General features: G+C 59.9%; 22 protein-coding genes. 10 read left to right on the top strand and 12 right to left on the bottom strand.

Annotated elements, in window-relative coordinates; all coding sequences use genetic code 11:
* Positions 1 to 2 precede the first annotated feature (2 nt).
* Positions 3 to 719 (top strand): hydroxyacylglutathione hydrolase, encoded by a 717-nt coding sequence (gene gloB, locus GKO01_RS09340; RefSeq protein WP_099286849.1) that lies wholly within the window; start codon positions 3 to 5, stop codon positions 717 to 719.
* 60 nt (positions 720 to 779) lie between these two features.
* On the opposite strand, the gene GKO01_RS09335 is transcribed toward gloB, so the two are convergent.
* From GKO01_RS09335 to GKO01_RS09300, 8 genes are all read right to left on the bottom strand, one after another.
* Positions 780 to 929 carry a DUF2474 domain-containing protein gene (locus GKO01_RS09335; protein WP_099286848.1) on the bottom strand — a complete coding sequence of 50 codons (150 nt, stop codon included), beginning with the start codon at positions 927 to 929 and terminating at the stop codon, positions 780 to 782.
* Positions 930 to 947: 18 nt separating this feature from the next.
* Complete coding sequence (gene cydB / locus GKO01_RS09330; RefSeq protein WP_099286847.1) at positions 948 to 1,973, bottom strand: cytochrome d ubiquinol oxidase subunit II; 1,026 nt, start codon at positions 1,971 to 1,973, stop codon at positions 948 to 950.
* Between the two features lie 5 nt (positions 1,974 to 1,978).
* Complete coding sequence (locus GKO01_RS09325; RefSeq protein WP_099286968.1) at positions 1,979 to 3,418, bottom strand: cytochrome ubiquinol oxidase subunit I; 1,440 nt, start codon at positions 3,416 to 3,418, stop codon at positions 1,979 to 1,981.
* 208 nt (positions 3,419 to 3,626) lie between these two features.
* Complete coding sequence (locus GKO01_RS09320; protein WP_099286846.1) at positions 3,627 to 4,685, bottom strand: DUF2125 domain-containing protein; 1,059 nt, start codon at positions 4,683 to 4,685, stop codon at positions 3,627 to 3,629.
* 249 nt (positions 4,686 to 4,934) lie between these two features.
* Complete coding sequence (locus GKO01_RS09315) at positions 4,935 to 5,684, bottom strand: lysophospholipid acyltransferase family protein (RefSeq protein WP_099286967.1); 750 nt, start codon at positions 5,682 to 5,684, stop codon at positions 4,935 to 4,937.
* A 45-nt stretch (positions 5,685 to 5,729) separates the two neighbouring features.
* Positions 5,730 to 6,323, bottom strand: a complete 594-nt coding sequence (locus GKO01_RS09310) for a YdcF family protein (protein WP_099286845.1) — start codon at positions 6,321 to 6,323, stop codon at positions 5,730 to 5,732.
* The gene (locus GKO01_RS09305) at positions 6,320 to 7,228 is read right to left on the bottom strand and encodes a cell division protein FtsX (RefSeq protein WP_099286844.1); all 909 of its coding nucleotides are present in this window, start codon (positions 7,226 to 7,228) and stop codon (positions 6,320 to 6,322) included. The genes GKO01_RS09310 and GKO01_RS09305 overlap by 4 nt, the downstream gene beginning before the upstream one ends.
* Entirely contained in the window at positions 7,225 to 7,926 is a 702-nt protein-coding gene (locus GKO01_RS09300; RefSeq protein ID WP_099286843.1) for a cell division ATP-binding protein FtsE, read from the bottom strand. The genes GKO01_RS09305 and GKO01_RS09300 overlap by 4 nt, the downstream gene beginning before the upstream one ends.
* 123 nt (positions 7,927 to 8,049) lie before the next feature.
* On the opposite strand from GKO01_RS09300, the gene GKO01_RS09295 reads away from it, so the two are divergent.
* Complete coding sequence (locus GKO01_RS09295) at positions 8,050 to 8,535, top strand: zinc-ribbon domain-containing protein (protein ID WP_099286842.1); 486 nt, start codon at positions 8,050 to 8,052, stop codon at positions 8,533 to 8,535.
* Between the two features lie 30 nt (positions 8,536 to 8,565).
* On the opposite strand, the gene GKO01_RS09290 is transcribed toward GKO01_RS09295, so the two are convergent.
* The gene (locus tag GKO01_RS09290; RefSeq protein ID WP_099286841.1) at positions 8,566 to 8,976 is read right to left on the bottom strand and encodes a hypothetical protein; all 411 of its coding nucleotides are present in this window, start codon (positions 8,974 to 8,976) and stop codon (positions 8,566 to 8,568) included.
* A gap of 159 nt (positions 8,977 to 9,135) precedes the next feature.
* On the opposite strand from GKO01_RS09290, the gene GKO01_RS09285 reads away from it, so the two are divergent.
* From GKO01_RS09285 to GKO01_RS09275, 3 genes are read left to right on the top strand one after another with little or no spacing between them, the layout of a single operon-like run.
* Positions 9,136 to 10,914 carry an ATP-binding protein gene (locus GKO01_RS09285; protein ID WP_244901400.1) on the top strand — a complete coding sequence of 593 codons (1,779 nt, stop codon included), beginning with the start codon at positions 9,136 to 9,138 and terminating at the stop codon, positions 10,912 to 10,914.
* Entirely contained in the window at positions 10,911 to 12,848 is a 1,938-nt protein-coding gene (locus GKO01_RS09280; RefSeq protein ID WP_099286839.1) for a response regulator, read from the top strand. The genes GKO01_RS09285 and GKO01_RS09280 overlap by 4 nt, the downstream gene beginning before the upstream one ends.
* Before the next feature lie 24 nt (positions 12,849 to 12,872).
* Entirely contained in the window at positions 12,873 to 13,313 is a 441-nt protein-coding gene (locus GKO01_RS09275) for a SufE family protein (RefSeq protein WP_099286838.1), read from the top strand.
* 38 nt (positions 13,314 to 13,351) lie between these two features.
* Here the strand turns inward: GKO01_RS09275 and GKO01_RS09270 are convergent, their stop codons facing one another.
* From GKO01_RS09270 to GKO01_RS09260, 3 genes are all read right to left on the bottom strand, one after another.
* On the bottom strand, positions 13,352 to 13,561 hold the full coding sequence (locus GKO01_RS09270; protein WP_099286966.1) for a hypothetical protein: 210 nt from the start codon (positions 13,559 to 13,561) through the stop codon (positions 13,352 to 13,354).
* Between the two features lie 107 nt (positions 13,562 to 13,668).
* The gene (locus GKO01_RS09265; protein WP_244901399.1) at positions 13,669 to 14,226 is read right to left on the bottom strand and encodes an energy transducer TonB; all 558 of its coding nucleotides are present in this window, start codon (positions 14,224 to 14,226) and stop codon (positions 13,669 to 13,671) included.
* A 229-nt stretch (positions 14,227 to 14,455) separates the two neighbouring features.
* Complete coding sequence (locus GKO01_RS09260; RefSeq protein WP_099286964.1) at positions 14,456 to 16,882, bottom strand: glucose/quinate/shikimate family membrane-bound PQQ-dependent dehydrogenase; 2,427 nt, start codon at positions 16,880 to 16,882, stop codon at positions 14,456 to 14,458.
* Between the two features lie 310 nt (positions 16,883 to 17,192).
* Between GKO01_RS09260 and rpmI the strand changes: the two genes are divergently transcribed.
* From rpmI to lpxB, 5 genes are all read left to right on the top strand, one after another.
* Positions 17,193 to 17,393, top strand: a complete 201-nt coding sequence (gene rpmI / locus GKO01_RS09255; RefSeq protein WP_046901279.1) for a 50S ribosomal protein L35 — start codon at positions 17,193 to 17,195, stop codon at positions 17,391 to 17,393.
* Positions 17,394 to 17,407: 14 nt separating this feature from the next.
* Positions 17,408 to 17,764 carry a 50S ribosomal protein L20 gene (gene rplT, locus GKO01_RS09250; RefSeq protein ID WP_062033041.1) on the top strand — a complete coding sequence of 119 codons (357 nt, stop codon included), beginning with the start codon at positions 17,408 to 17,410 and terminating at the stop codon, positions 17,762 to 17,764.
* A 100-nt stretch (positions 17,765 to 17,864) separates the two neighbouring features.
* Complete coding sequence (gene pheS, locus GKO01_RS09245; protein ID WP_099286963.1) at positions 17,865 to 18,935, top strand: phenylalanine--tRNA ligase subunit alpha; 1,071 nt, start codon at positions 17,865 to 17,867, stop codon at positions 18,933 to 18,935.
* 1 nt (position 18,936) lies between these two features.
* The gene (pheT, locus tag GKO01_RS09240; protein ID WP_099286837.1) at positions 18,937 to 21,405 is read left to right on the top strand and encodes a phenylalanine--tRNA ligase subunit beta; all 2,469 of its coding nucleotides are present in this window, start codon (positions 18,937 to 18,939) and stop codon (positions 21,403 to 21,405) included.
* Positions 21,402 to 22,649 (top strand): lipid-A-disaccharide synthase, encoded by a 1,248-nt coding sequence (gene lpxB / locus GKO01_RS09235; protein WP_099286836.1) that lies wholly within the window; start codon positions 21,402 to 21,404, stop codon positions 22,647 to 22,649. The genes pheT and lpxB overlap by 4 nt, the downstream gene beginning before the upstream one ends.

Raw genomic sequence — 22,649 nt, 5'->3', positions numbered from 1 at the left:
TCATGCCACTTGATATCAAGCCGATTCCGGTTCTGTCGGACAATTATGCCTGGCTGCTGACAACGCCAAAGGGGGAACGGGCCATCGTGGACCCCGGTGAGGCCGGGCCGATTCTTGATGAGATTGGGGATGGGCGGCTGGACATGATCCTGCTGACCCACCATCACGCCGACCATACAGCCGGGACGGAGGCGCTCCGGGAACGCTATGGCGCGCAGGTTTACGAGCCGCGCCAGAATCAGGAACGGCTGCCTCGGCTGGATCATGCGGTTGAAGAAGGGGACGTTGTTTCTCTGGGAAATACGAAGATTCAGGTCCTGTCCACGCCGGGTCATGCAGTTGGGCATGTGTCGTATGTCGTGGCCGAGGTTCCGGTGCTGTTCTGTGGCGATGTGCTGTTCAGTCTGGGCTGCGGGCGATTGCTGGAAGGCACGGCGCAGGAACTGTTCGACAGCCTGCACCGGTATGACAGTCTGCCGGACAGCACGCTTGTCTGTGCGGGACATGAATATACGCGCTCCAACCTTGCTTTCGCACTGCATGTCGATCCGGAGAACGCCGCCCTGAAGGCGCGGGCCGGGGAAGTTGAACGTCTGCTGGAAGCCGGGCGGCCGACGCTTCCGGTCGCGCTGGGCGTGGAGCGGCGGACCAATCCGTTTCTGCTTGCGCCGGATGTTGCGACTTTTGCGCGGCTGCGCCGGGAAAAGGATACGTTCTGACAGCACAAAAAAAGCCCCGCTCGAAAGAGATGGGGCTTTTTTTGTGGCTTGCTAAGGCCGTTACCAGCCGAAGATGATTTTCTTGAGCAATTCGGCACCAAGGCCGACGACAACAACGCCGCCCGCCCAGATCGCCACGAACCAGCTCACGCGTTTCATCCAGTTCAGGAAGCCCGGTTTCTCGTCGGGCTGACCGTATTCGATACGCATGGGGCTGGTCCTCTGCCGTTAGTGGTAGTGGTGTCCGGCGGACATTTTTCCGCGGAACACATAGTACGAATAGGCGGTGTAGGAGAGGATCAGCGGCAGGAGGAACATCGTTCCGACCAGCAGGAAGGTTTGGCTCTCCGGCGGAGAGGAGGCCTGCCAGATGGTGATGGTCGGCGGCACGATATAGGGCCACACATTGATGCCCAGACCGCTGAAGCACAGGAAGAACAGGCCCAGTGTCGCGATGAACGGCAGCAGATGCGAGCGCGGGTTGCGCAGTCCGAAGAAGAGCGCTCCTGCAAGAACGACCACTGCAACCGGAACCGGCGCCACCAGAGCGAGCTGCGGCATGTCCAGCCAGTGCTGCATGTAGGTGGTGTGGAGCATGGGCGTCCAGATCGAGACGAGCGCGATCGTCACCAGCATAAGGCCGCCGAGGACGAAGGAAATCCGGCGCATCGCATCGTGCAGTTCACCTTCGCAGCGCCACAGAAGCCAAGTCGCGCCGAGCAGCGCATAGCCGATGACGACCGCAAGGCCACAGAACAGGGCGAACGGGGTGAACCAGTCAAAGCTGGACCCGACGAACACATTGTTCTCGATTTTGATCCCCTGAACGAGCGTTCCGAGAATGACGCCCTGCATGAAGGCCGCAACGATGGAGCCGCCGCAGAAGGAGCTGTCCCAGAAGAACTGGCTCATGGGCGATTCCGACTTGAAGCGGAACTCGAAAGACACGCCGCGCAGGATCAGGGCCAGCAGCATGAACAGGATCGGCAGGTAAAGGGCCGGGAGGATTGTGCCGTAGGCGACGGGGAAGACGCCGTAGAGCGCCGCTCCGCCAAAGATCATCCAGGTTTCGTTGCCGTCCCAGACGGGGGCCACGGTGTTGACCATAAGGTTCCGGTGATCGTGGTCCTTTTCCTTGAGGAAAAGGATGCCGATCCCGAGATCGAAACCATCAAGGCAGACATAGAGGAAGATGGCGGTTGCTGCGAGCAGCGCCCAGACCACCGGAAGCCAGAAGCCGGCTGTTTCTGTCATGGTTCTTACTCCGCCATGCCAGCGCCGGCCGTCGGGCCAGACGGGGGCTGATGGGAGACCTGTGTTGTACCTGCGGCGCGCTGGGGCTGGTCTTCAGCGGGGCCGTGTTCACCCGAATGGGGTTCTTCGGCGAAGGTCCGCAGCAGGATGGTGATGCCGCCCATGAACACGATGAAATAGACGACGATGAAGGCAATCATCGACGTTGCGATGCTCGGCAGGGCGATCGGAGAGACGCTGTCGGCGGTCCGCATAAGGCCATAGACAGTGAAGGGCTGACGGCCCACCTCAGTCGTGACCCAGCCACACAGCAGCGCGAGGAAGCCCGCCGGAGACATGAACAATGCGACCCGATGCAGAAGCGGCGTGTCGTACAGTTTGCCTTTCCAGCGCAGATAAAGCGACCACAGACCGACCAGCACCATCAACATGCCGAGGGCGACCATGATGCGGAAGGAGAAGAACAGCAGCGGAGAATAGGCGCGGTCTTCTTTTGGGAAGTCCTTCAGGCCCGGGACCTTGCCGTCGAGGCTGTGCGTCAGGATCAGCGAGCCCAGATATGGGATGGCGATCTTGTAGCGGGTGGTCTCGCTTTCCATGTCGGGAATGCCGAACAGGATTTCCGGTGCGCGGCTTTCGGACTCCCAATCACCTTCAAGCGCGGCAATTTTGGCGGGTTGATATTCCAGCGTGTTCAGGCCCTGCGTATCACCGGCTAGAACCTGAATCGGGGAGACGATGGCGGCCATCCACATCGCCATGGAGAACATCAGGCGGACCTGTTCGGACGCCTGACGGCCCTCACGGCGCGCCTTGAGCAGATGCCATCCGGCCACGCCTGCCACGATAAACGCCACGCACAGGAAGGCTGCGAGGCCCATATGGACGATGCGGTATGGGAAAGACGGGTTGAAGACGATCTGCCACCAGTCGACGGGCAGGAAGCGGCCAGTGGCTTCGTCGATGCGATAGCCGCGAGGAGTCTGCATCCAGGAATTGGAGGACAGGATCCAGCTCATGGAAATCAGCGTGCCGATCGAGACCATGCAGGTGGCTGCGAAATGCAGGCCTTTGCCGACGCGGTTGAGGCCGAACATCATGACGCCGAGGAACCCGGCTTCAAGAAAGAACGCCGTCATGACCTCGTAGGCCAGCATCGGGCCAAGGATCGGACCGGCCTTCTGGGAGAAAGCCGACCAGTTCGTTCCGAATTCGTAGGACATGACGAGGCCGGAGACCACGCCCATGCCGAAGACGACGGAAAAGACCTTCAGCCAGTATTTGAAGAGGTCCAGATAGGCGCTGCGGCCTGTCTTAAGCCAGAGGCCTTCCAGAACAGCCAGATACGCTGCAAGACCGATTGAGAACGCCGGGAACACGATGTGAAACCCGACCGTAAACGCGAACTGGAACCGCGCCAGGAATAAAGCCGAGAGGCCAAACATTTCAGTTGCCTTCTGGATAGATGGCGAGAGGCAGATTCCGTCAGAAGCAAGGCCGCTCCCTGCGGGATCTGACGCACGCAGAACGAGGATAACGAAGTTGTGATCGTTTCGTGTGTCGCCGTCTTTTGAACCCACAGAACGTGTTTGGCCAGAGAAAGTTCTGTGTTCCGGTGGGTTTTTTGATGGAAATCAAGCGGGAGTTTCGGCCTCAGGGAGGAGGGAGTGTCCCGTTGAAAAGCGTGGAAATCGCCTGTGTATCCGGGAGGATCTGGCCGTTGACGACGGGGAGCGCCACCGAAAGTGGTTGTTCGCTTTTGGGCTGTGGAACGGCAGCCTTTTCCAGCGCTTTGCGGAGGGCGGCCTGAAGGTCTGGGGCGAGGTGCGACTCTATTTCGGGCCGATCCAGAAGGCGTGCTGCAAGCTCCTGCCAGTGGATTAGGGAGAGGGTGAGTGTGCCGGTTTGGCTTGGGAGGGTGAGGGCGCCGGACAGGGTGATGTGGCTGTCTGTCGAGGCCGGGGAGGCTGAGGCGTCCTGAAGCAGGAGGCGGCCGTATGACGCCGGGTCAAGAAATGAACGGCCTGTGGAAGACACGGATGCTGTCAGGGCGAGTGCAAGATGCGCCTGATGCAGGTTGGCGGAGGCTCCATAGAGCAGTGGAAACCCGGACAGTTCCGCCGTCTTTGCCTCTATGCCGAGCCGTGTTGCGCCGACGAGGGCTTCGGGAAAGCGAATAAGGCGTCCGGAGAGGTTTTTTGCGAAGATCTGCCTGTCAGGCCATCCGCCCGAGAGCGCCATCTGAAATTGTGGTGCTGAAAATCGCAGGTCTTCTGGGTTTCTGAAACGGATCTGAACACCCGACGTCAGAACAGTCAGGATTTTGTCATTCAGGACAAGCCGTATCGCCTGATGCCCCGTCAGAGAAAGCGGAAATCCTGCGAGAAGCAGGGAGGCCCATGATCCTCCAAGACGAAGATGCTCTGCGGCCCAGCCTGCGTCGTAGGGCGAACCGGGCGATGCCGGATGTGTGACGTCCAGATGCTCCAGTTCCACCCATGCGCCGAACGGCCAGCCGCCTCTCCGTAACGGAGTCGCATGAACGGCCCAGCCGTTTTTGTCTGCCGTGGCGCTGGCGGTGTGGGCGCTGGTCTCCAGCCGGTGGATCGTGTGATGCCAGCAGAGTGTATCGAGGAGGATCGATATTGCGAGAATGGCAATCAAGACCACAGCATATTTGCTGTAACCGACAGTAAAGAGCGGACGATCCATTGAGCATCTCTTTTCAGGAGTGGCTGCGGGATTGGTCAACCCCTGTTTGTTTTATCCCCAGCCGTAGAGAGTGCTTCGGGAGTGCCGGAAAGTGTGTCTGCAGGCCGGTTTGTCAGAAAAGCCATGGCGGTTGTGCAGTAGTGAAAACCGCAGAAAACCAAAGGATATGGAGATTTTGTTAATGGTTGGATGTTGGAAGCGCGAAGTTCTTGAGAGAGCGTTGAAAGATTTCAGTTTTTTGCAGCCCGATCATGCGTTTTCCGGGTCCACAGAGTTATCCACAGGATCTCTGGGTAGGGTGTGGGTTGTGCACAGTTCGTCCCACGTGCTTTCCAGAGCCTCGGTAAAGGCCTTGCGTTCCTGTTGCGGCGGGAGGGACTGACCGATCACAACGTGAAGGGTGCCCGGACGTTTGAGCCAGGGGTTTCGGTCCCAGAAGAGCCCTGAATCGGTTGCGACGGGCACGACGGGAACGTTGGCCTGTCGTGCTAGAGCGACGATACCGGGCTGGATCGGATGACGTTCGCCGGGCAGTGTGCGGGTGCCTTCGGGGAAGATGATGATCTGGCGGCCCGCGTCGTGAGCGGATTTTGCATCCTGCATCATGGTGCGCAGGGCTTTTGATCCGGCTTTCCGGTCGACGGAAATCATGCCCGTCAGACGCAGCATCGGGCCGACGACGGGTATGCGTGTCAGTTCCGTTTTGATGATGTAGTCGGGGCGGTCAACGAGGGTCATCCAGATGAAGCCATCGAAGAAGGACTGATGCTGCGAGGCGATCAGCAGCGGGCCGGGTGGCAGGTTCTCTTGACCTGTGATCTCGATCCGGACCGAAGAGATCCGGGTGAAGCCGAACAGAACGGCGCGCGCCCAGAGTTTTGCATAAGAGAGGGCCAGATCCTGATTTTTCATCAGGCGGATCGGAATGGTCCCGAGGCCCATGAACAGGGTGATCCAGAAGAGATAGAGATTGAACAGGGCGCCGCGCAGAATGCTCATCATGGTGTTCTGCACACCAGAAAAACCTGTCCGGCACAAGGGCTGTCAGGCGCCATCCAGTCCTTCACGACCATCTGGCAGGCCTGTCAGGACGCCAATTTCGGCGCCGAGTAGTTTGTTGTATTCCCGAAACATCAGAAAAAGCGTTCTGCGCGAAGGGACGCCTTGCAGGGCGAGCGGCACCACCGGATAGGCGATGAGGTCCAGATCGGGAGCTGTGCGGTGGATTTCGAGAACGGCCCGACGAATATGATAGCCGGAGGTGACGACGAGAAGGCGGTGCAGGCGGTTGTCCATGGCCCATTGGGCCGTTTCATGGGCATTGCCGATTGTGCTGGTGGCGCGGCGCCCCAGAGTGATGCGTGCGGCCAGAGGTGAGGACAGGGGTTCCTGTTGAAGATGCAGGATATGTTGCAGTGTAACATGGGGCCCAACGCCCGAAATCAACAACAGATGTCCGTATCCGCCTCGCAGGAGCGTAATGGCCGTATCGACGCGCTGTTCTCCGCCGGTCAGGGCGACAATGCCATCACAGACAGTGGCGGTGACGGGAGGGCTGCTGGCGTCCTGAACGAACCAGACGAATCCCGCCAGCCAGAGACCTCCCAGCGCCAGACATGCCCGGAAGAGACGTGTCATGGCAGGCGTCGGAGCCAGGCGAGCACGACGGTCTGTGCGGTGAGCCAACCCAGACAGGCGGCGATCAGGGGCAGGGCGCCGAGTTCTTCAAGAAGTATGCGCGGCAGGACGTGCAGGGTGCTCCACCATGCGGCGATCAGGGCGTCCCATGTGTTGGCGGGAGAGTCGGTTGGAGGTGTGCCATGTGAAAAAGGCGTAAGCTTCCGGGCCAGCATGGTGATGACCGGGCTCAGAAGCAGAAGGCCGACGAACCCTCCGGCGAGACTGAGCAATGCTGCCCGTCCGGCGATCCTGCTGGAGATGGTCAGGTCTCCTGCGCCAAGGAAATGGACGATTTCGACGGCCTTGCGCTGGGCCATGACGGAACGGCGGACGGTCATGCCGACTGAAAGAACCGCAATGGCCGCGATGAGGCTGACGGCCAGCCATGCACAGGCGATCAGGCTGCTTCCCAGGCCGTTGAGGCGTTCACCCCAGCGGCGGTCTTCTTCCACGACGGCTTCAGGCAGGACGTTATGTACGATCGTGCCCAGATCGGGCGTGCCGGTATGGGCGACAATCAGGACGACAGGCAGTGAGAGGCCGGGAAGGCCTGCGCTGTCAGACACCTGCCCCAGCCATGGTGCGAGAAGGGTTTGAACTTCTTTGGTGGAGAGTTCGCGGACTGCCGTGACATTGGGCGTTTTGTTCAGGGTCTGGACTAAGGTGTGGGTGTGGTCTGCAAGCTGGGGCGTGTCGGACGGGATCTCGATTGTGGTTGCGTTTCGGGCGGCACCGGACCAGCTTTCGGCAAGGGTCTGCACGCCTGCCAGCCCAGCAAGTGAGAGGCCTGCGAGCAGGGTCATGAGTGCGACCAGAAGCGGCAGGCTGCCTGAACGCAGTCCGGGGGAGACCGGGGCACTCATGAGCGTTCTGCCCGTCGGGTGGAAATTCCGTTCTGAATGTCGGTATTTGCGATCGTGCCGTCCTGAAGGATGATGGAGGCTGCCGGAGCTTCGCGGACCAAGGCCTCGTTATGGGTGGCGACGATGACGGTCGTGCCCATTTCGATCAATTCCTGAAATGTCGTCAGAAGGCGTCTGGCCTGCGCGTCTTCGAGCGCATTGGTCGGTTCATCGGCGAGCAGGAGTTCGGGGCGACCGATCAGGGCGCGGGCAATGGCCGTGCGCTGCTGCTCACCGCCGGACAGGGCGCCGGGGCGCTTATCGGCGAGATGTGCCACATCCAGCCATTCCAGTACGGCGAACGCCTCGCGTCTGGTGTCGCGCTCGGAAGCGCCGCGCAGTCTGAGCGGGAGAGCCACATTGTCGAACACCGTCCATTCCCCGATCAGGCGATAGTCCTGAGGAACAAACCCGATTCTTCGGCGCAGGTTTCGCAGCGTTGCGCGGCTGGCGTGGCTGACGGAAACGCCGAGCAGGTCCATCTGACCGGCGGATGGGCGTGTTTCGAGCGTCAGGAGGCGCAGAAGGCTCGACTTGCCAGCGCCGGATGGTCCGAGCAGCCAGCGGAACTCTCCCTGCGGCACGGAAAGCGTCAGGTTTCGCAAGACCGGCTGCCCTACGCCGGGAGGCATCATCGAGACATTCAGGAGGCGGATCATGACGCTTTCATTGAAAATTGGAGTAATTTATTAACCATTTAATAACGATCATTTTGTCATAACAGACAAGTACGCGGATCAGGCTAGGCTGGATCGGAGCCGGCTGTCGAAGGGATTGATTGAATGCGCATTGAATGCCCCCATTGTCATGCGGTCTTTGAAGTACCGGAGGCGATGGCAAAAGGGGTTAAGCGTCTGCGCTGCGCCAATTGTGGAGACAGTTGGGAAATGACTGCCCCTGCGGTGACGGCGCAGGAATCTGTTCCCGAAGCCACGCCGGCTGTTTTTGAAGTTCCGGAAGAGGAAAGCAGCAGCAAGCCTGATGTGGTGGACGCCCCTTCGTCCGTTTCGGAAGGAACATTCCGGGCGACCGGGGTGATGGCGGGACGAAACGCTGAGCGCCGTTCGGCTGTCCTGCATTCCCGTTCAGCTGGCGACGTTCAGGCACGGACTGAACAGGTTGGTCCGTCGATGATCGGGTCTACGGGTCTTTGGGTTGCGGCCTGGGGTGCCAGTCTTGTGCTGGCGGGCTCCGGAGCTGCGGCGTTGTGGTACTGCAAGGGCGCGGGGGTTTTCGGTTTTCTTCCGGGGATCGGACATTTTTCCTGAACCCCGGTTTGGGCCGCCCCGGGGGGGGGCTTACATGTTGCGGGCGGCGAGTGCCGAGAGTGTGGCCCCGATGGCAGCTACGGCCATGAGCAGGATGCCGTCGAAAATAAGGGAGCCCGGCGTGATGAGGTGGCTGCCGATTTGAAGATGGGTCGGAAGGGTTCCGGCGACGTGATTCATGACGTCGCGTGCCTGTGGGTCGGCACTGGCTGCGCTGGTTGTGATCGCATTGACGATGTGCGGAAGAATGTACCAGCCCAGACCCAGAATCAGCAGGAGAGGCGCCATGAGTTCGGCAATCTGCTGGGCCAGATAGAAAGCAAAATAGCAGACGGACCAGACGCCCATCCGGATCATCGACGATGTTGTGAGCGATGACTCGCTCCGGCTTCTGCTACCGAGGAGACGGTCCGTGATATGGGGCGGGGGCTGCATGTCCATGAGATATGGCTTCCAGTGGTCCGGCAACGGGAGTTAGTGTTCGTCCCTGAAATCGGACGAATGGTTCACTTCGGACTAGCTGCAAGAGATCGCCAATGCAAACTTTCCCGTGCCGTCATGCCTTTTCCTGAATTCGAGATGCCGATGGTAACGCCGAATATGCCCCGGGTCGTTCTGGTGGAGCCTGACTGCGACCATGCCCGGCAGATTGCCCGGATTCTGGTCAATGAAGGCTTTGCGCTCACCTGCGCGACGAGCGGCGAGGAAGGTTTGGGCACGATCGAGGATACGATGCCTGATCTGGTGGTGGCCTGTACCGAACTGCCGGGGATGAGCGGAGGGCAGCTTGCGCGGCGGCTGCGGCTGGATGCGCTGACTCGCAACATTCCGATCCTGATGCTGACGGAAGATGCGTCGCCGGGCGTCGAGCGTGAGGGGCTCGAAAGCGGGGCTGACGCTTATATTTCCAAATCGGCTCATCCTGACCTGATGGTTCTGCGGATGCGGGCGCTGTTGCGGGAAGGGCCTGAGCTTCTTCAGGTGGATGAAGCATCCCGGTTGCGTCGGGCCCGGATCGTGATCGTCAATTCTCCACGCGAGGAGGAAGACGAAGACGATACAGCTGAGGAAGCACCCGAAACGACGCTGGGAGAGTTGCTCTGGCGTGACGGGCATACCGTGACATCAATTGAACGTTCGGACGATCTGATCGAAGGCGGATGGCTGCGGGGAGCCGACAGTCCGGATTGTCTGGTGCTGGAACTTGGGAGCGGGGACGAGGATCTGAAATTCTGCCGTCTTCTGGATGCGCGGCGGCAGGCTGTTCTGGAGGCCGGTGGCATTCCGTTCCGGACGTTGGGGATCGTGGAGGCATCACGGTTCAGGCGGCAGTCTTCCGGAGAATTTTTTGAAGCCGGAATCGATGATCTGGTGCCGAGCGATATCGCGCTTGAAGCTCTTGCGATGCGAATCCGGACGCTGGCCCAGCGCAGAATGGCGCAGGACGAGTTCCGCCAGCAGGAAATCGAGCGTCAGCAGAACGCGCTGACACTGGAGGCCGCACGAGCCAAGGCGGAAATGGCCGAAGCGCTGGCGCAGGCCAATATGGAGCTGGCGCGCACGAACGAGCGGCTTCTTCAGGCGCAGTCCAAGCTCGTGCAGACGGCAAAAATGGCCTCGCTGGGTGAACTGGTGGCCGGGATTGCGCACGAGATTAACAATCCGCTGGCCTTCACGATTGCCCATGCCGATACGGTGGCGCGGACGTTGAAGCGGTTACAGGGCGTCAATGCGTCTGACGAGGCAATCTCGCTGACGAAAAAAGGCATGTCGCGTCTGGACTCCATGAAGCTCGGCTTGCAGCGGATTCAAAATCTGGTGCTGAGCCTGAGGCGGTTTTCACGTCTGGATGAAAGCTCGTTCCAGAAGGTCGATGTTCCGGCCGCGCTGGACACGGCGCTGGCTTTGCTGGCCCATAAACTGGGGCCGGGGATTGTGGTTCGGAAGGACCTTCAGGCACCGCCTGAACTGGTCTGTCAGCCGGCATTTCTTAATCAGGTTGTCATGAACATCATTTCCAATGCGGCGGATGCGCTCGCGGATCTGTCCGTGGATAGTGATGTGGTGCGCGGTACGATCGTCATCGCCTCGCGTCTGGAGAACGGGCGTTATGAAATGAGTGTGAGCGATGACGGGCCGGGTCTGCCGTATGAATTGCGGACACGGATCTTTGACCCGTTTTTCACGACCAAACCTGTGGGAACAGGGACGGGGCTGGGACTGGCCATTGCCTATAGTGTCATGGAAGCGCATGACGGGACGATCGAAGTAACGGACGCCAATCTGCCGGGCGGGCATGGTATCGGAGCCTGTTTCCGGCTGAGTCTGCCCGTTCGCATGACCGAGGAGGGGCCGGTGGCGACTGGCCGCGCAGCATGACTTTCTGGAGCGCAAAGGGACCGTCGCGTCCTCTGATTCTGTTGGTGGACGATGAGGAGGAAATCCTCGTTGCCCTGACGGATCTGCTGGAAGACCAGTATGAAATCCTGTCCACGACGGACCCGCTGCGGGCACTGGATCTGCTGCGGGAACATCGGGATGTTGCGACCATCATTTCCGACCAGCGGATGCCAGGCCTGACTGGGGACCAGTTGCTGATGCAGGCGCGGGCCGTTTCGGACGCGCGCAGTATTCTGCTGACGGGATATGCCGATCTGGAGGCCGTCGTATCGGCGCTGAATCAGGGGCAGGTACAGGCTTATGTGCACAAGCCTTGGGATTCGGATGCGCTGCGTTCACTGGTTGGGGAAGTCACGCAGCATTGTCTGGCGCAGCGGGCGTTGCGGACCGAGCAGGCTCTGCTGCGGGGACTGATGGAAGCGCTGCCGATTGGACTGGTTTTTTCTGATCGCGACGGGCGGTGCATCCGCAGCAATGTGCGCGATGAATCCGAAAATGGTGCCGAAACCGAGCAGGCCCATTTTCCGGAAAATCTGTGGCCTGACGTGGAGGCTATGCGAGAGAGCGTCCGCAGGTCCGGGCAGGAAGAACGGCTGGTTGGGGAAGTTCTTGCGCAGGAGGATGGCAAAACGTCCATGCGCTGGCATGAACTGACGCGACTGGCGCTGGCGTGGCCGGAAGGTGCGGCTTCGGAAGATGCCTGGCAGGTCAGTATGGACCGGGATGTGACATCGCGTGTTGCCATGGAATCACGGCTGCGACAGGCGGAAAAGCTTCAGTCTCTTGGGACTCTGGCAGGAGGAATTGCTCATGATTTCAATAATCTGCTCGCCGCGATTTCCGGGTCTCTCGAACTGCTGGAAGATATTGCCGATCTTGACGAGGCGTCTTTAACGCTGCTGCGCAATGCTGCTGATTCGGCGCAACGCGGGGCGGTTTTGACACGACGGTTGCTCCAGTTTGGACGTCCGCGCGAGGCGCGGCTGTCCGCGGTATCGCTGGAGCAGCTTTTGCCCGGTTTGACGGATCTTCTGCGTCAGAGCCTCAAGAAGCGTGGTGCGCCTGCGGTGGCGTCACCTTGTGCGCTGTGCGTTGAAGACCTCCCGCAGGATCTGCCGCTGGTGTGGTCGGATGCCGATCAGCTTGAAATGGCGCTTTTGAATCTGTGTGTGAATGCACGCGATGCCATGGCGGACGGTGGAACGGTGCGGATCAGCGCGCGGGTTGTGGATCAGAAGCGGACGGACCTGCCTGCGGAGTGTTGTCTCAATCGAGCAGTGGCGCTGGACGTCGTGGATGAAGGTGCGGGCATGACGCCGGACATTGCGGCGAGAATTTTTGATCCGTTCTTTACGACCAAGGATGTCGGGCGCGGGACGGGGCTGGGCCTGTCGAGTGTGTATGGGTTCCTCAGCCGCAGTTATGGGGAGATCGTTGTCGACAGTGTCGTGGGTGAGGGAACGCGCATGACGCTGATTCTGCCTGTAGCGCGGAGCGGGCAGCAGGGAGTTAGTCAGCCTGAACGTCCCGGCGGGAGTGTCGGGTGGTCGCTGAAGGTTCTGGTTCTGGATGATGAAGCGCCGGTACGCATGGTGACAGCCGGTTTCCTTACACAGGACAGACATAAGGTGACGGCTGTTTCTTCGCTGGAAGAGGCGTTGAATTCTGTTGATCCATCCTCTCCGTTTGATCTGGCGATCGTCGATATGCGGATGCCTGATCATGATGGCCTGACCTGTGCGGCAGCGTTACAGAAAGCCGTGTTGGGATTGAAGGTGTTGTTTATCAGCGGACATACAGATGATATGCCGACGCCTGAAAACGGTCTGCTTCTGCCAAAGCCTTTTACGCAGGACGCCTTGCGCAGAGCCGTTGCCGAAACCATGCGTCACGGCAGCGGGAGCACGGACTGAAGCCTGTAACGGAGATTATGACGCGTGAGTGATGCCTATTTTGTTCCCCCGGAAGACACTGCTGCGGCAGCCATTGAGGAGATCGAGGCTGAGCTGAGTCTGTTTGACGACTGGATGGAGCGGTATCAGTACATCATCGAGATGGGCCGCAAGTTGCCGCCATTTCCGGAAGACTGGCAGGATGATGTCCATCGTGTTCCGGGCTGTCAGAGCCAGGTCTGGCTTGAAGCGGTTGAGCGCGACGGGAAGCTGTTTTTTGCCGGTGCATCCGATGCTGCGATCGTTCAGGGGCTCGTGGCGCTGTTGCTGAGGGTTTACTCAGGCCGATCCAGCGCAGAAATCCTTGGGACAAGTCCGGTATTTTTGCACGAGATGGGGCTGGTCAAAGCGCTTTCGACAAATCGCGGCAACGGGGTGGAAGCCATGGCGCAGGCTATCCAGAAGCGGGCCGCCCTTCAGGCGTGAAAACCCCCGTTGGCTGAGGCCTTCGGGGGTGTGAAATGTTACTTCGGAGCTGTTGCAGGAGCCGTGCTGGTGGCAGGTGCGGGGCACTTGGTGAACTTGCCTTTTGCGTCACGGCAGGGCTTCGGTTTCGGAGGGGCTTCACATTTTGTGAACTTGCCCTTGTCATCACGACAGGGCTTGGCATGAGCCATCTGGGCCCCGAGGGCCATAACGGCAAAAGCGGCAACGGACAGGCGGCGGAATGACATGATGAAGGTCTCCAAAGAAGGACCGGGTCGTGGAAGCCGCGTCCCAGATTTTTGGAAATCATGCATTATGTTTCGGGTGCGGCGCAAGTTGCCTCATTGCCGCTGAACTAGCGAAATCCTTTCTGATCCGCGGGATGAGATGAGTCCCAGTTGATGCTGCCGTGATACTGCGCCGAAATGGGCTGACCGTCCTTCAGGGCCGGGTAGTATCTTGCGAGACCGAAATAGGCGAGCGATGCCTGTTTCAGGATAGCGGGGCCGTCGCTGGCGGTGCAGTCATGGGCGACACCGATCGGATCAATCTGGCAGGTGACGGCGATGTGCGCGCCAAGTGCGGCGACATCTGCCGCTTCGGGATAATGGGGCGGTGCAGAATGGAGCTTATCGAGCAGCGGGCTCGTCAGGTCGGGGTGCGCGTGGAAAGTATATGCATATTCCCACGTGCTCTGAACGGGGCTGCCATGTTCGTAAGCTGGCAGGAATTTTGAACTATAGGCCAGATGTTCGGCAGCGAGCGCGAAATCCGGCTGTGAGGCGGATGTCTCACATTCTGTGGGAAAACCCATGGCACTGATGGTGCAGCGGATATGGGCCGTACCGCTTTTGCGTTGTTCGAGTTCCGCCGGTGGGTAGATGAGCTGACCATGATGGTGGGGGTCCAGCATTGCTCCGAGAGACTTATCCTCGGCGTGTGCTGTTATCATCGTACTTAAAAATATGACCGTCACAGCGAGTGCGGGGCGGGCGGCGGGCAATCTCATGGCATGTCTTTCGTCTGCGACCGAATTATTACCATATGTAACGAACATGTCTGTGGCCAGTACGCTGCCATCAAAAAAGGGGAGATGCCGGATGGCACCTCCCCTTTTTCATGACCTGTGTGGTCCTGTCAGATCATTTCTGATCGGGCAGGGCGTAGGCGATGATGTCATCGCCCATGCGGGTCGGGAACGAGTTGTGTCCGCCAGCATAGGTCACGATGTACTGCTTGCCGTTGATGGCATAGGTCATCGGAGTGTTCTGGGCACCAGCCGGCAGACGATCCTGCCAGAGGACCTTACCCGTCGTCAGGTTGTAAGCCCGGATGTAGTAATCCATGGACGACGTCAGGATACCGATGTTGCCAGCCGTGGAGAGCGGGCCACCAAGGCTCGGGACACCGATCTTGATCGGCGGGAGCGGGATCGGCAGGGAGCTGCCATACATCGAGTCACGCAGAGTGCCGTTGCGGTGCTGCCAGACGACCTTGTTGGTCTTCAGGTCAATACCGGCGACATAGCCCCAGGGCGGCGTGCGGCAGGGCATCTTAATGCCGAGCGGCAGCAGCACTGGATCCAGGAACGGATGCAGGTTGACGGCATAGGGAATGCCATAGTTGTGCTGCAGGCCGGTTTCGCCGCCTGTGCCTTTGGCGTTTTCTTCAGGCCAGAGCGGGTTGCCCGGTCCGCGAGGAACCAGCTGGGAGACGAACGGCAGGGAGATTGGGTTGGCAAAAGCCACCTGACGCTGCGGATCGACGGCTAGGCCACCCCATTCAAACATTCCCAGATCGCCCGGGAAGATGAGCGAGCCCTGAAGCGACGGTGGCGTGAAGGGGCCCTCGTAGCGCAGGCTGTGGAAATAGATGCTGCAGAACATCTGGTCGAAGATCGTGCCGCCCCAGATATCGGAGTCGTTCAGCGGGTTCTTCGGACGCAGGGTCAGCTTGGACATCCGCTGTGTCGGGTTGGTGTAATCGCCAGGAGCAGCGCCGCCGGGAACGGGGGTTTCCGGAGCTGCGACAATTTCCTTGCCGGTGCGACGGTCGAGGACGAAGATATCGCCGGTCTTGGTCGGGATATACATGGCCGGAACAAGTGTGCCGTCCTTTTGCGTAATATCCACGAGGCTCGGCTGGGACGGAACGTCCATGTCCCACAGATCGTGATGAACCGTCTGGTAGAACCAGGCGAGCTTGCCCGTGTCTGCGTTCAGCGCGACGATGCCCGGAGCAAAACGCTCGGAATCCTTCGTGCGATACCCGCCCCACTGGTCGGGAGTGCCCACGCCCATCGGAATGTAAACGAGGTTCAGGTTCTTGTCGTAGGACGACACGATCCAGGAGTTCGGAGAATTCGGATGGAAGACAGGATGGTTTTCATCCGGAAGCTGGTTCGGGTCGGAGTTCGAGGCATCGAAGACCCAGACGCGCTTGCCGGTATAGACGTCGAATGCCTGCGTGGCGCCCGAAGCCTGCTTGACCGAACCGTTATCGGTGATCGCACTGTTGGCGATGATCAGCTTGTCCGCAATGACCGGCGGGGACGTCGGCTCGTACTGGCCGGGCGTCGTGTAGGGCTGGTTCGGAACGCGCAGATCGATTTCGCCATTGGTGCCGAAGCCCGAGCAGGTCTTGCCCGTGTCCGCGTCGACTTCAACCAGACGGCCATCGTTAACCGGCAGGATGATGCGCTTGGCGCAGTCCGTCGGAGCGGGATTGCCATCGGAATCGGTCGCATTGGCCGGCGTTTCGTGGAAGCTGACGCCACGGCAGGTCAGATGCTGGAAGCCGGGATTGATCTGGAGTTTCGGATCATAGACCCATTTGACGTTGCCGGTCGCGCCGTCGATCGCAAACAGCTTCTGGTGCAGGGAGCACATGTAAAGCGTGTTGTTGAATTCGATCGGGGTGGCTTCGTTCGTTGCTTCGCCCGGGTCGTTGGGCGTCATCATATCGTGCGTATGAATATGCCATGCGACCTTGAGGTTGCTGACGTTCGATGCATTGACCTGATTCAGCGGGGACCAGCGGTCACCGGCCTGCGTACGGCCGTAAGCGTGCCATTCGCTGGCCGGGACGTTGTCCGGGTCGACGGGGGAGGCATTTGCGATCTGCGTCGGTAGTTCGCCGCTGATGTCGTGCGGGTCCGTGAAGAGGCTGGCGAACAGGGCCAGCACCGCAACGCCAACGGCACCTGCGAGCGGCAGAATGGTCGTACGCGTTCCGCCGATCTGACGGGAGACGAACGGCAGCAGCAGCCAGATGCCGAGAATGATGACGATATCCGAACGCGGGATCAGGGCCCAGATGTCGAGGCCGACAACTGTGAGTTCCCAGATGACCGTTGCGAAAACGACGACTGCGAACAGATAGAGTGCAGCCGGATTGCGTCGGAATGAGAGGAAAGCCGTGGCAAGAAGTGCCAGGCCAAGGAGGACGTAATAGAGTGGGCCGCCGATAGCGGCGACCCAGGCGCCGCCTACGGTAAGGATCGCGCCGCAAAGCGCGAAGACCGCGGCCGTTATCAGGGCCCAGAGCCCTGGCCGGGATGATGTGCTCATGATGTTCCTGAAGATGTTGTTCTGGTGCAGCACGGTGACTTCCGGACAAAGCACATGGAAGGATATCAAGGGTCAAGATGTCAGAAGGTTCACTTTGCTCACGTCACTGTGAGGACATTCACGTCGTCGTGACTTGAGGAAAGGAGGCACTTATGATTGAGCGTTCAAGAAAATAATGCGCTTGCAGAATACTTTGGCCTCCGATAAGGACACCGCTTCCGCGCACGCGTCCGGGCCACGAGTGGCATGCCCGGCCGTGCAGAGTCCCTACTGTGCGAGGGACCAATCGTTTACGGCGAGGGAGACCGAAATGCCCAAGATGAAGACCAAGTCGTCGGTCAAGAAGCGGTTCAAGATCACCGCGACCGGCAAAGTGATGTGCGGCCCGGGCAACAAGCGCCATGGCCTTATCAACCGTCCGCAGAAGATGAAGCGCACCAACCGTGGTCCCCAGACCATGACGGACATGGATGCGAAGACAATCAAGCAGTGGGCGCCCTACGGGCTCTGAGGAGATAAGGTACTATGGCACGTGTCAAGCGGGGCGTAACGTCGCACGCCCGTCACAAGAAGGTTCTCGGGCTCGCCAAGGGCTATCGTGGCCGTTCGTCCACGAACTATCGCATTGCTCTCGAGCGCGTCGAGAAGGCGCTGCGTTATGCGTATCGTGACCGTCGCAACAAGAAGCGTGATTTCCGCGCCCTGTGGATCCAGCGTATCAACGCTGCCGTCCGCGAGCACGGTCTGACCTACAGCCGCTTCATCAACGGTCTGGACAAGGCTGGCATCGAGATCGACCGTAAGGTTCTCGCTGCCATCGCTTTTGACGATAGCGCCGCTTTCGGTGAAATCGTGAAGAAGGCCCAGGCCGCTCTCGGCTGAGCTTTTTCCGGCTTGATCCCATCCTCGGGGTCTGGTGGCTGGCGGGCCGTCCTGTTATCAGGACGGCCCGTTTTGTTTTGTGCTGCAGGAGATGGGCGGTATGGCTGACGATCTCGATATACTCAGGAATGACACGCTGGCGGCGCTGGCTGGCGCGCAGGACCGTGCGCAGTGGGACGCGATCCGCGTCGGGACACTGGGTAAATCCGGTGCGTTGACTGGTTTGCTCAAGCAGCTCGGCAAGCTGGAACCTGAGGAGCGCAAGGAGCGCGGTCAGGCGCTGAACCGTCTGCGCGACGAATTGACGGCCGCTGTCGAGGCGCGTGGTCGTGATCTTGAGGAAGAGGCGCTTCAAGCCCGTCTGCGCTCTGAGCGCGTCGATGTGACGATGCCGGCGCCTGCGGTTGTGACGGGCACCATCCATCCCATCAGCCGCACCATTGAAGAAATGACGGCCATTTTCGGCGCGATGGGTTTTTCCGTTGCCGAAGGACCGGATATCGAGAGCCAGTGGCACAATTTCTCGGCGCTCAACACGCCGGACCATCATCCTGCACGGACCGAGCACGACACATTCTATCTGCCGCCAAAGACTGAAGGCGGAGAGCCACGGGTGCTGCGGACGCAGACATCGGGCGTGCAGATCCGCACGATGCTCGGCTCACAGCCTCCTATCCGTATTATTGCACCCGGCCGGACGTATCGTGCCGACCATGATGCCACGCATTCGCCGATGTTCCATCAGTGCGAAGGTCTGGTGGTGGATCGTAATATCACGCTGGGTCATCTCAAAGGCTGCCTGATCGAGTTCCTGCGCGTTTATTTCGACAAGCCGAACCTGCCTGTTCGTTTCCGGGCCTCTTACTTTCCGTTCACTGAGCCTTCCATGGAAGTCGATATCGGCTGGTCGAAGGCGACGGGCGAGATCGGCGGAGGGTCTGACTGGCTTGAGGTTCTGGGTTCGGGGATGATCCATCCGCGGGTTCTGGCGAATTGCGGACTGGACCCGGCTGAATGGCAGGGCTTTGCGTTCGGAATGGGAATAGAGCGTCTGGCGATGCTGAAGAATGGCATCCCCGATTTGCGCTCTTTCTATGAGAGCGACCTGCGCTGGCTGCGTCATTATGGATTTTCGGCGTTTTCGCCTGCCACGCTGACGGAGGGCGTGTGACATGAAGTTCTCTCTTTCATGGCTGCGTGAACATCTTGATTTTACGGCTTCTGTTGAAGACATCTGCGCCCGGCTGAACGTTATCGGGCTTGAGGTCGAAGGCGTTGAGAATCCTGCCGACCGTCTGGTGGGTTTCCGGACGGCCAAGATTGTCGAAGCGCATCGTCATCCCGATGCGGACCGGCTTCAGGTCTGTCGTGTGGCGGCTGGCGGTGGTTTTGAAGACGTGCAGGTTGTGTGTGGTGCGCCGAATGCACGCGCGGGTCTGCATGTGATTTTCGCTACGCCGGGGACGTATGTTCCGGGTCTCGATATCACCATCAAGAAGGGCAAGATCCGCGGGCAGGACAGCAACGGAATGCTGTGCTCCCTGAAGGAGCTGGGGCTGGGCGAGGAAAGCAACGGGATTGCCGAGCTTTCCGAAGCAGCTCCGATTGGGGAGTCCTATGCTGCCTATGCGGAACTGGACGATCCGGTTATCGAGATCGCGATTACGCCCAATCGTGGCGATGCGCTGAGCATTCGTGGCATTGCGCGGGATCTGGCTGCAGGAGGCATCGGACGTCTCAAACCCTGGCTTACGGAAGCCGTGGAAGGCGATTTTCCATCTCCGCTGGCATGGAAAACCGAGCATCCGGCCTGTCCGTATATCGTTGGGCGCGTTATTCGGAATGTGAAGAACGGGCCGAGCCCGGACTGGCTGCGGCGGCGTTTGGAGGCCGTTGGGGTCAAGCCGATTTCGGCGCTCGTCGATGTAACGAATTACCTTACATATGATCTTGGCCGACCGCTGCATGTCTTTGATCTTGCGAAACTTAAAGGCGATACGCTGACGGTGACGCACGCGGCTCGCGAGACCTTCACCGGCCTTGACGGACGCGAATATGTGCTCGGAACCGAGGACATGGTCATTGTCGATGAAGCCGGGGTGCAGTCGCTTGCCGGGCTGATTGGCGGCGAGAGCAGTGGTGTGGATGAGAACACGACGGATGTGTTCGTAGAATCTGCTTTATTTGATCCGGTGCGGATTGCCCTGACTGGACGTCGTCTGGCCATTCACACCGATGCGCGCCAGCGTTTCGAGCGTGGGATTGATCCGGCACAGGTTCTCAACGGGCTTGAAGCCGCCACGGTCATGATCCGTGATCTGTGTGGCGGTGAAGTCAGCGAAATTATCGAAGCGGGCACTCTGCCAGACTGGAAGCGGACCGCGACGTTGCGTTTCGAGCGCCTGAAGACGTTGGGGGGCGTGGATATCGCGTCTGAAGATGCCGTACGCGCTCTGGAACATCTCGGCTTTGAGGTGACGGAGCAGACGGCGGACGCCGCGACGTTCCTTGTGCCGTCCTGGCGGAATGATGTCGCTTCGGGACAGGTTCTGGCGCAGGCCCCGACGCTGGATGAGGCTATGGCGGCGAAGGCTGCCGATCATGTTCGGGCCATGGAGGCGGAGTGCGATCTTCTTGAAGAAGTGCTGCGTCTTTACGGGCTGGACAATGTCCCGGCGGTCGCGTTGCCGCAGGTGACGGTGGTTCCGGCTCCGGCTGTGACGTCTCTTCAGGCCCGTGCGGCTCTGCTTCGGCGGATCTGTGCGGCGCGTGGATTGACTGAGACAGTCGGCTTTTCCTTTGTGGCGCAGGACGATGCTGCACTGTTCGGAGATCTGCCGGAGACCCAGCATCTTCTGAACCCGATCGCCACGGATCTGGATCAGCTCCGTCCGACCCCATTGGTCAATCTGGCGCGGGCGCTGTCTCGCAATCTGGCGCGTGGCCTCGGTGTTTCGGGAGAAGGTGCGCTGTTCGAAGTCGGACCGTGCTTTGATGCCGAAGGGCAGCATCTGCGTCTTGCCGGACTGCGGGCTGGACAGACAGCGCGTGAGCCGGGTGTGGCCGCGCATGATGCAACCTTGTGGGATGCGAAGGCGGATCTGTCGGCGGCTCTGGTGGCGCTTGGCGTGCCGGAAGCTGCACTCTCCGTGACGGCGGATGCTCCGGGCTTCTATCATCCGGGTCGGTCAGGGCAGGTCCGGCAGGGACCGAAGACGGTCCTGGGTAGCTTTGGTGAATTGCATCCGCGTGTTGCACGCGCCTTGGGCCTGAGCGGAACCGTGGTGGCGTTTGAAGTCTATCTGGATCAGGTGCCGCAGCCGAAGGTCAAACGGAAATCCGTGCCTGTCCTGTCGGCGTTGCAGCCTGTGCGACGTGACTTTGCCTTCGTTGCCGGACCGGATGTCGAAATCCAGGCCGTTCTGAAAGCGGTGCGGATGGCGGATCGCAATCTGGTGCAGGATGTGCGTCTGTTCGATGTGTTCGAAGGCGGCAGTCTGCCGGAAGGGCATCGCTCGCTCGGTGTGGAAGTGGTCTTGCAGCCGCAGACCGAGAGTCTTACGGATACGCAGCTTGAAGCAGTTTCCAAATCGGTGGAAGCTGCGGTTCTCAAGGCAACAGGGGCAGTACTGCGTCGATGAACTCTCTTCCAGAATCCGGATCTGACGGACAGGCCACGGTGGACCCTTCCCAAAAGACCACGCCTTTGCCCTGTTATGGGCGGGTGATCTGGATTCTGGCAGGTGAGGCCAGTGGAGACGTGATTGGCGCGCGCCTGATGCAGGCGCTTCATGCGCAGGACCCGTCGCTGGTTTTTGCCGGTGTTGGCGGGGGGCGCATGGAAGCGTTGGGGCTGCACAGCCTGTTTCCCATGAGCGATCTGGCGGTGATGGGGTTTGTCGAGGTTCTGCCCCGGCTGCGGCATCTGTCGCAGCGGCTTCTCGAAGCCGTGCAGGATATCGAACTGCGGAAACCCGATCTTGTCGTGACGATCGACAGTCCGGGTTTTGCCCTGCGGCTGTTGCAGAAGATCGAGCGTTCCGGGATCAAGCGCGTTCATTATGTGGCGCCGCAGGTCTGGGCTTGGCGGGAAAGCCGGGTCAAGGAATTTCCGGGTCTGTGGGACAGGCTTCTTTGCCTGTTGCCTTTCGAGCCTGAATGGTTTGCAAAACGCGGACTTGAGGGGCGGTTTGTCGGGCATCCGGTGCTTCAGTCCGGTGTTCGGCAGGGGAATGCGCAGCGGTTCAGGTTGAGGCACAATATTCCGCCCCATGCGCCGGTCGTGATCCTGATGCCGGGCAGTCGGCGTTCGGAAGCGCCCCGGCTTCTGCCTGTGTTCCGTAAGATGTTGGATCTACTGCGGGTGCAGTATCCGGATATCTGTCCTGTGATCCCGGTTGCGCCTGTGATTGCGCCGACGATCCGTCAATTGATCCGCAAATGGCCGATCCAGCCGCATATCGTCACGGACATCCATGACAAGCACGATGCCTTTGCGGCAGCGCAGTGCGCCCTGACCAAGTCAGGGACGTCTACGTTGGAGCTTGCGATGGGCAATGTGCCGATGGCGGTGACGTATCGGGTCAATCCGGTGACGGCAACAATCGCGCGGCGTCTGATCAAAGTGCCGCATGTGGCGATGGTCAATCTGCTAGCTGGTCGGGAAGTTGTGCCGGAACTGCTTCAGGAAGACTGCACGCCGAAGAAGCTGGCCGAGATGGTCTCGAAGCTGTTGAGCGATCCGCAGGTGGTGGAAAAGCAGCGTATGGCATTTGCCGACGTGCTTGAGATGCTCGCGCCGCCTGTGGGAACGCCTGCCGATGCAGCGGCTGCCGAGATCATGGATCTGCTGAACGAACCGGTTTCCCGGTCGTCCAGCCTCTGA

Origin of the sequence: Gluconobacter kondonii (assembly GCF_002723995.1) — a bacterium.
GTDB lineage: Bacteria > Pseudomonadota > Alphaproteobacteria > Acetobacterales > Acetobacteraceae > Gluconobacter > Gluconobacter kondonii.
This window is presented reverse-complemented; position numbering and strand designations above follow the sequence as displayed.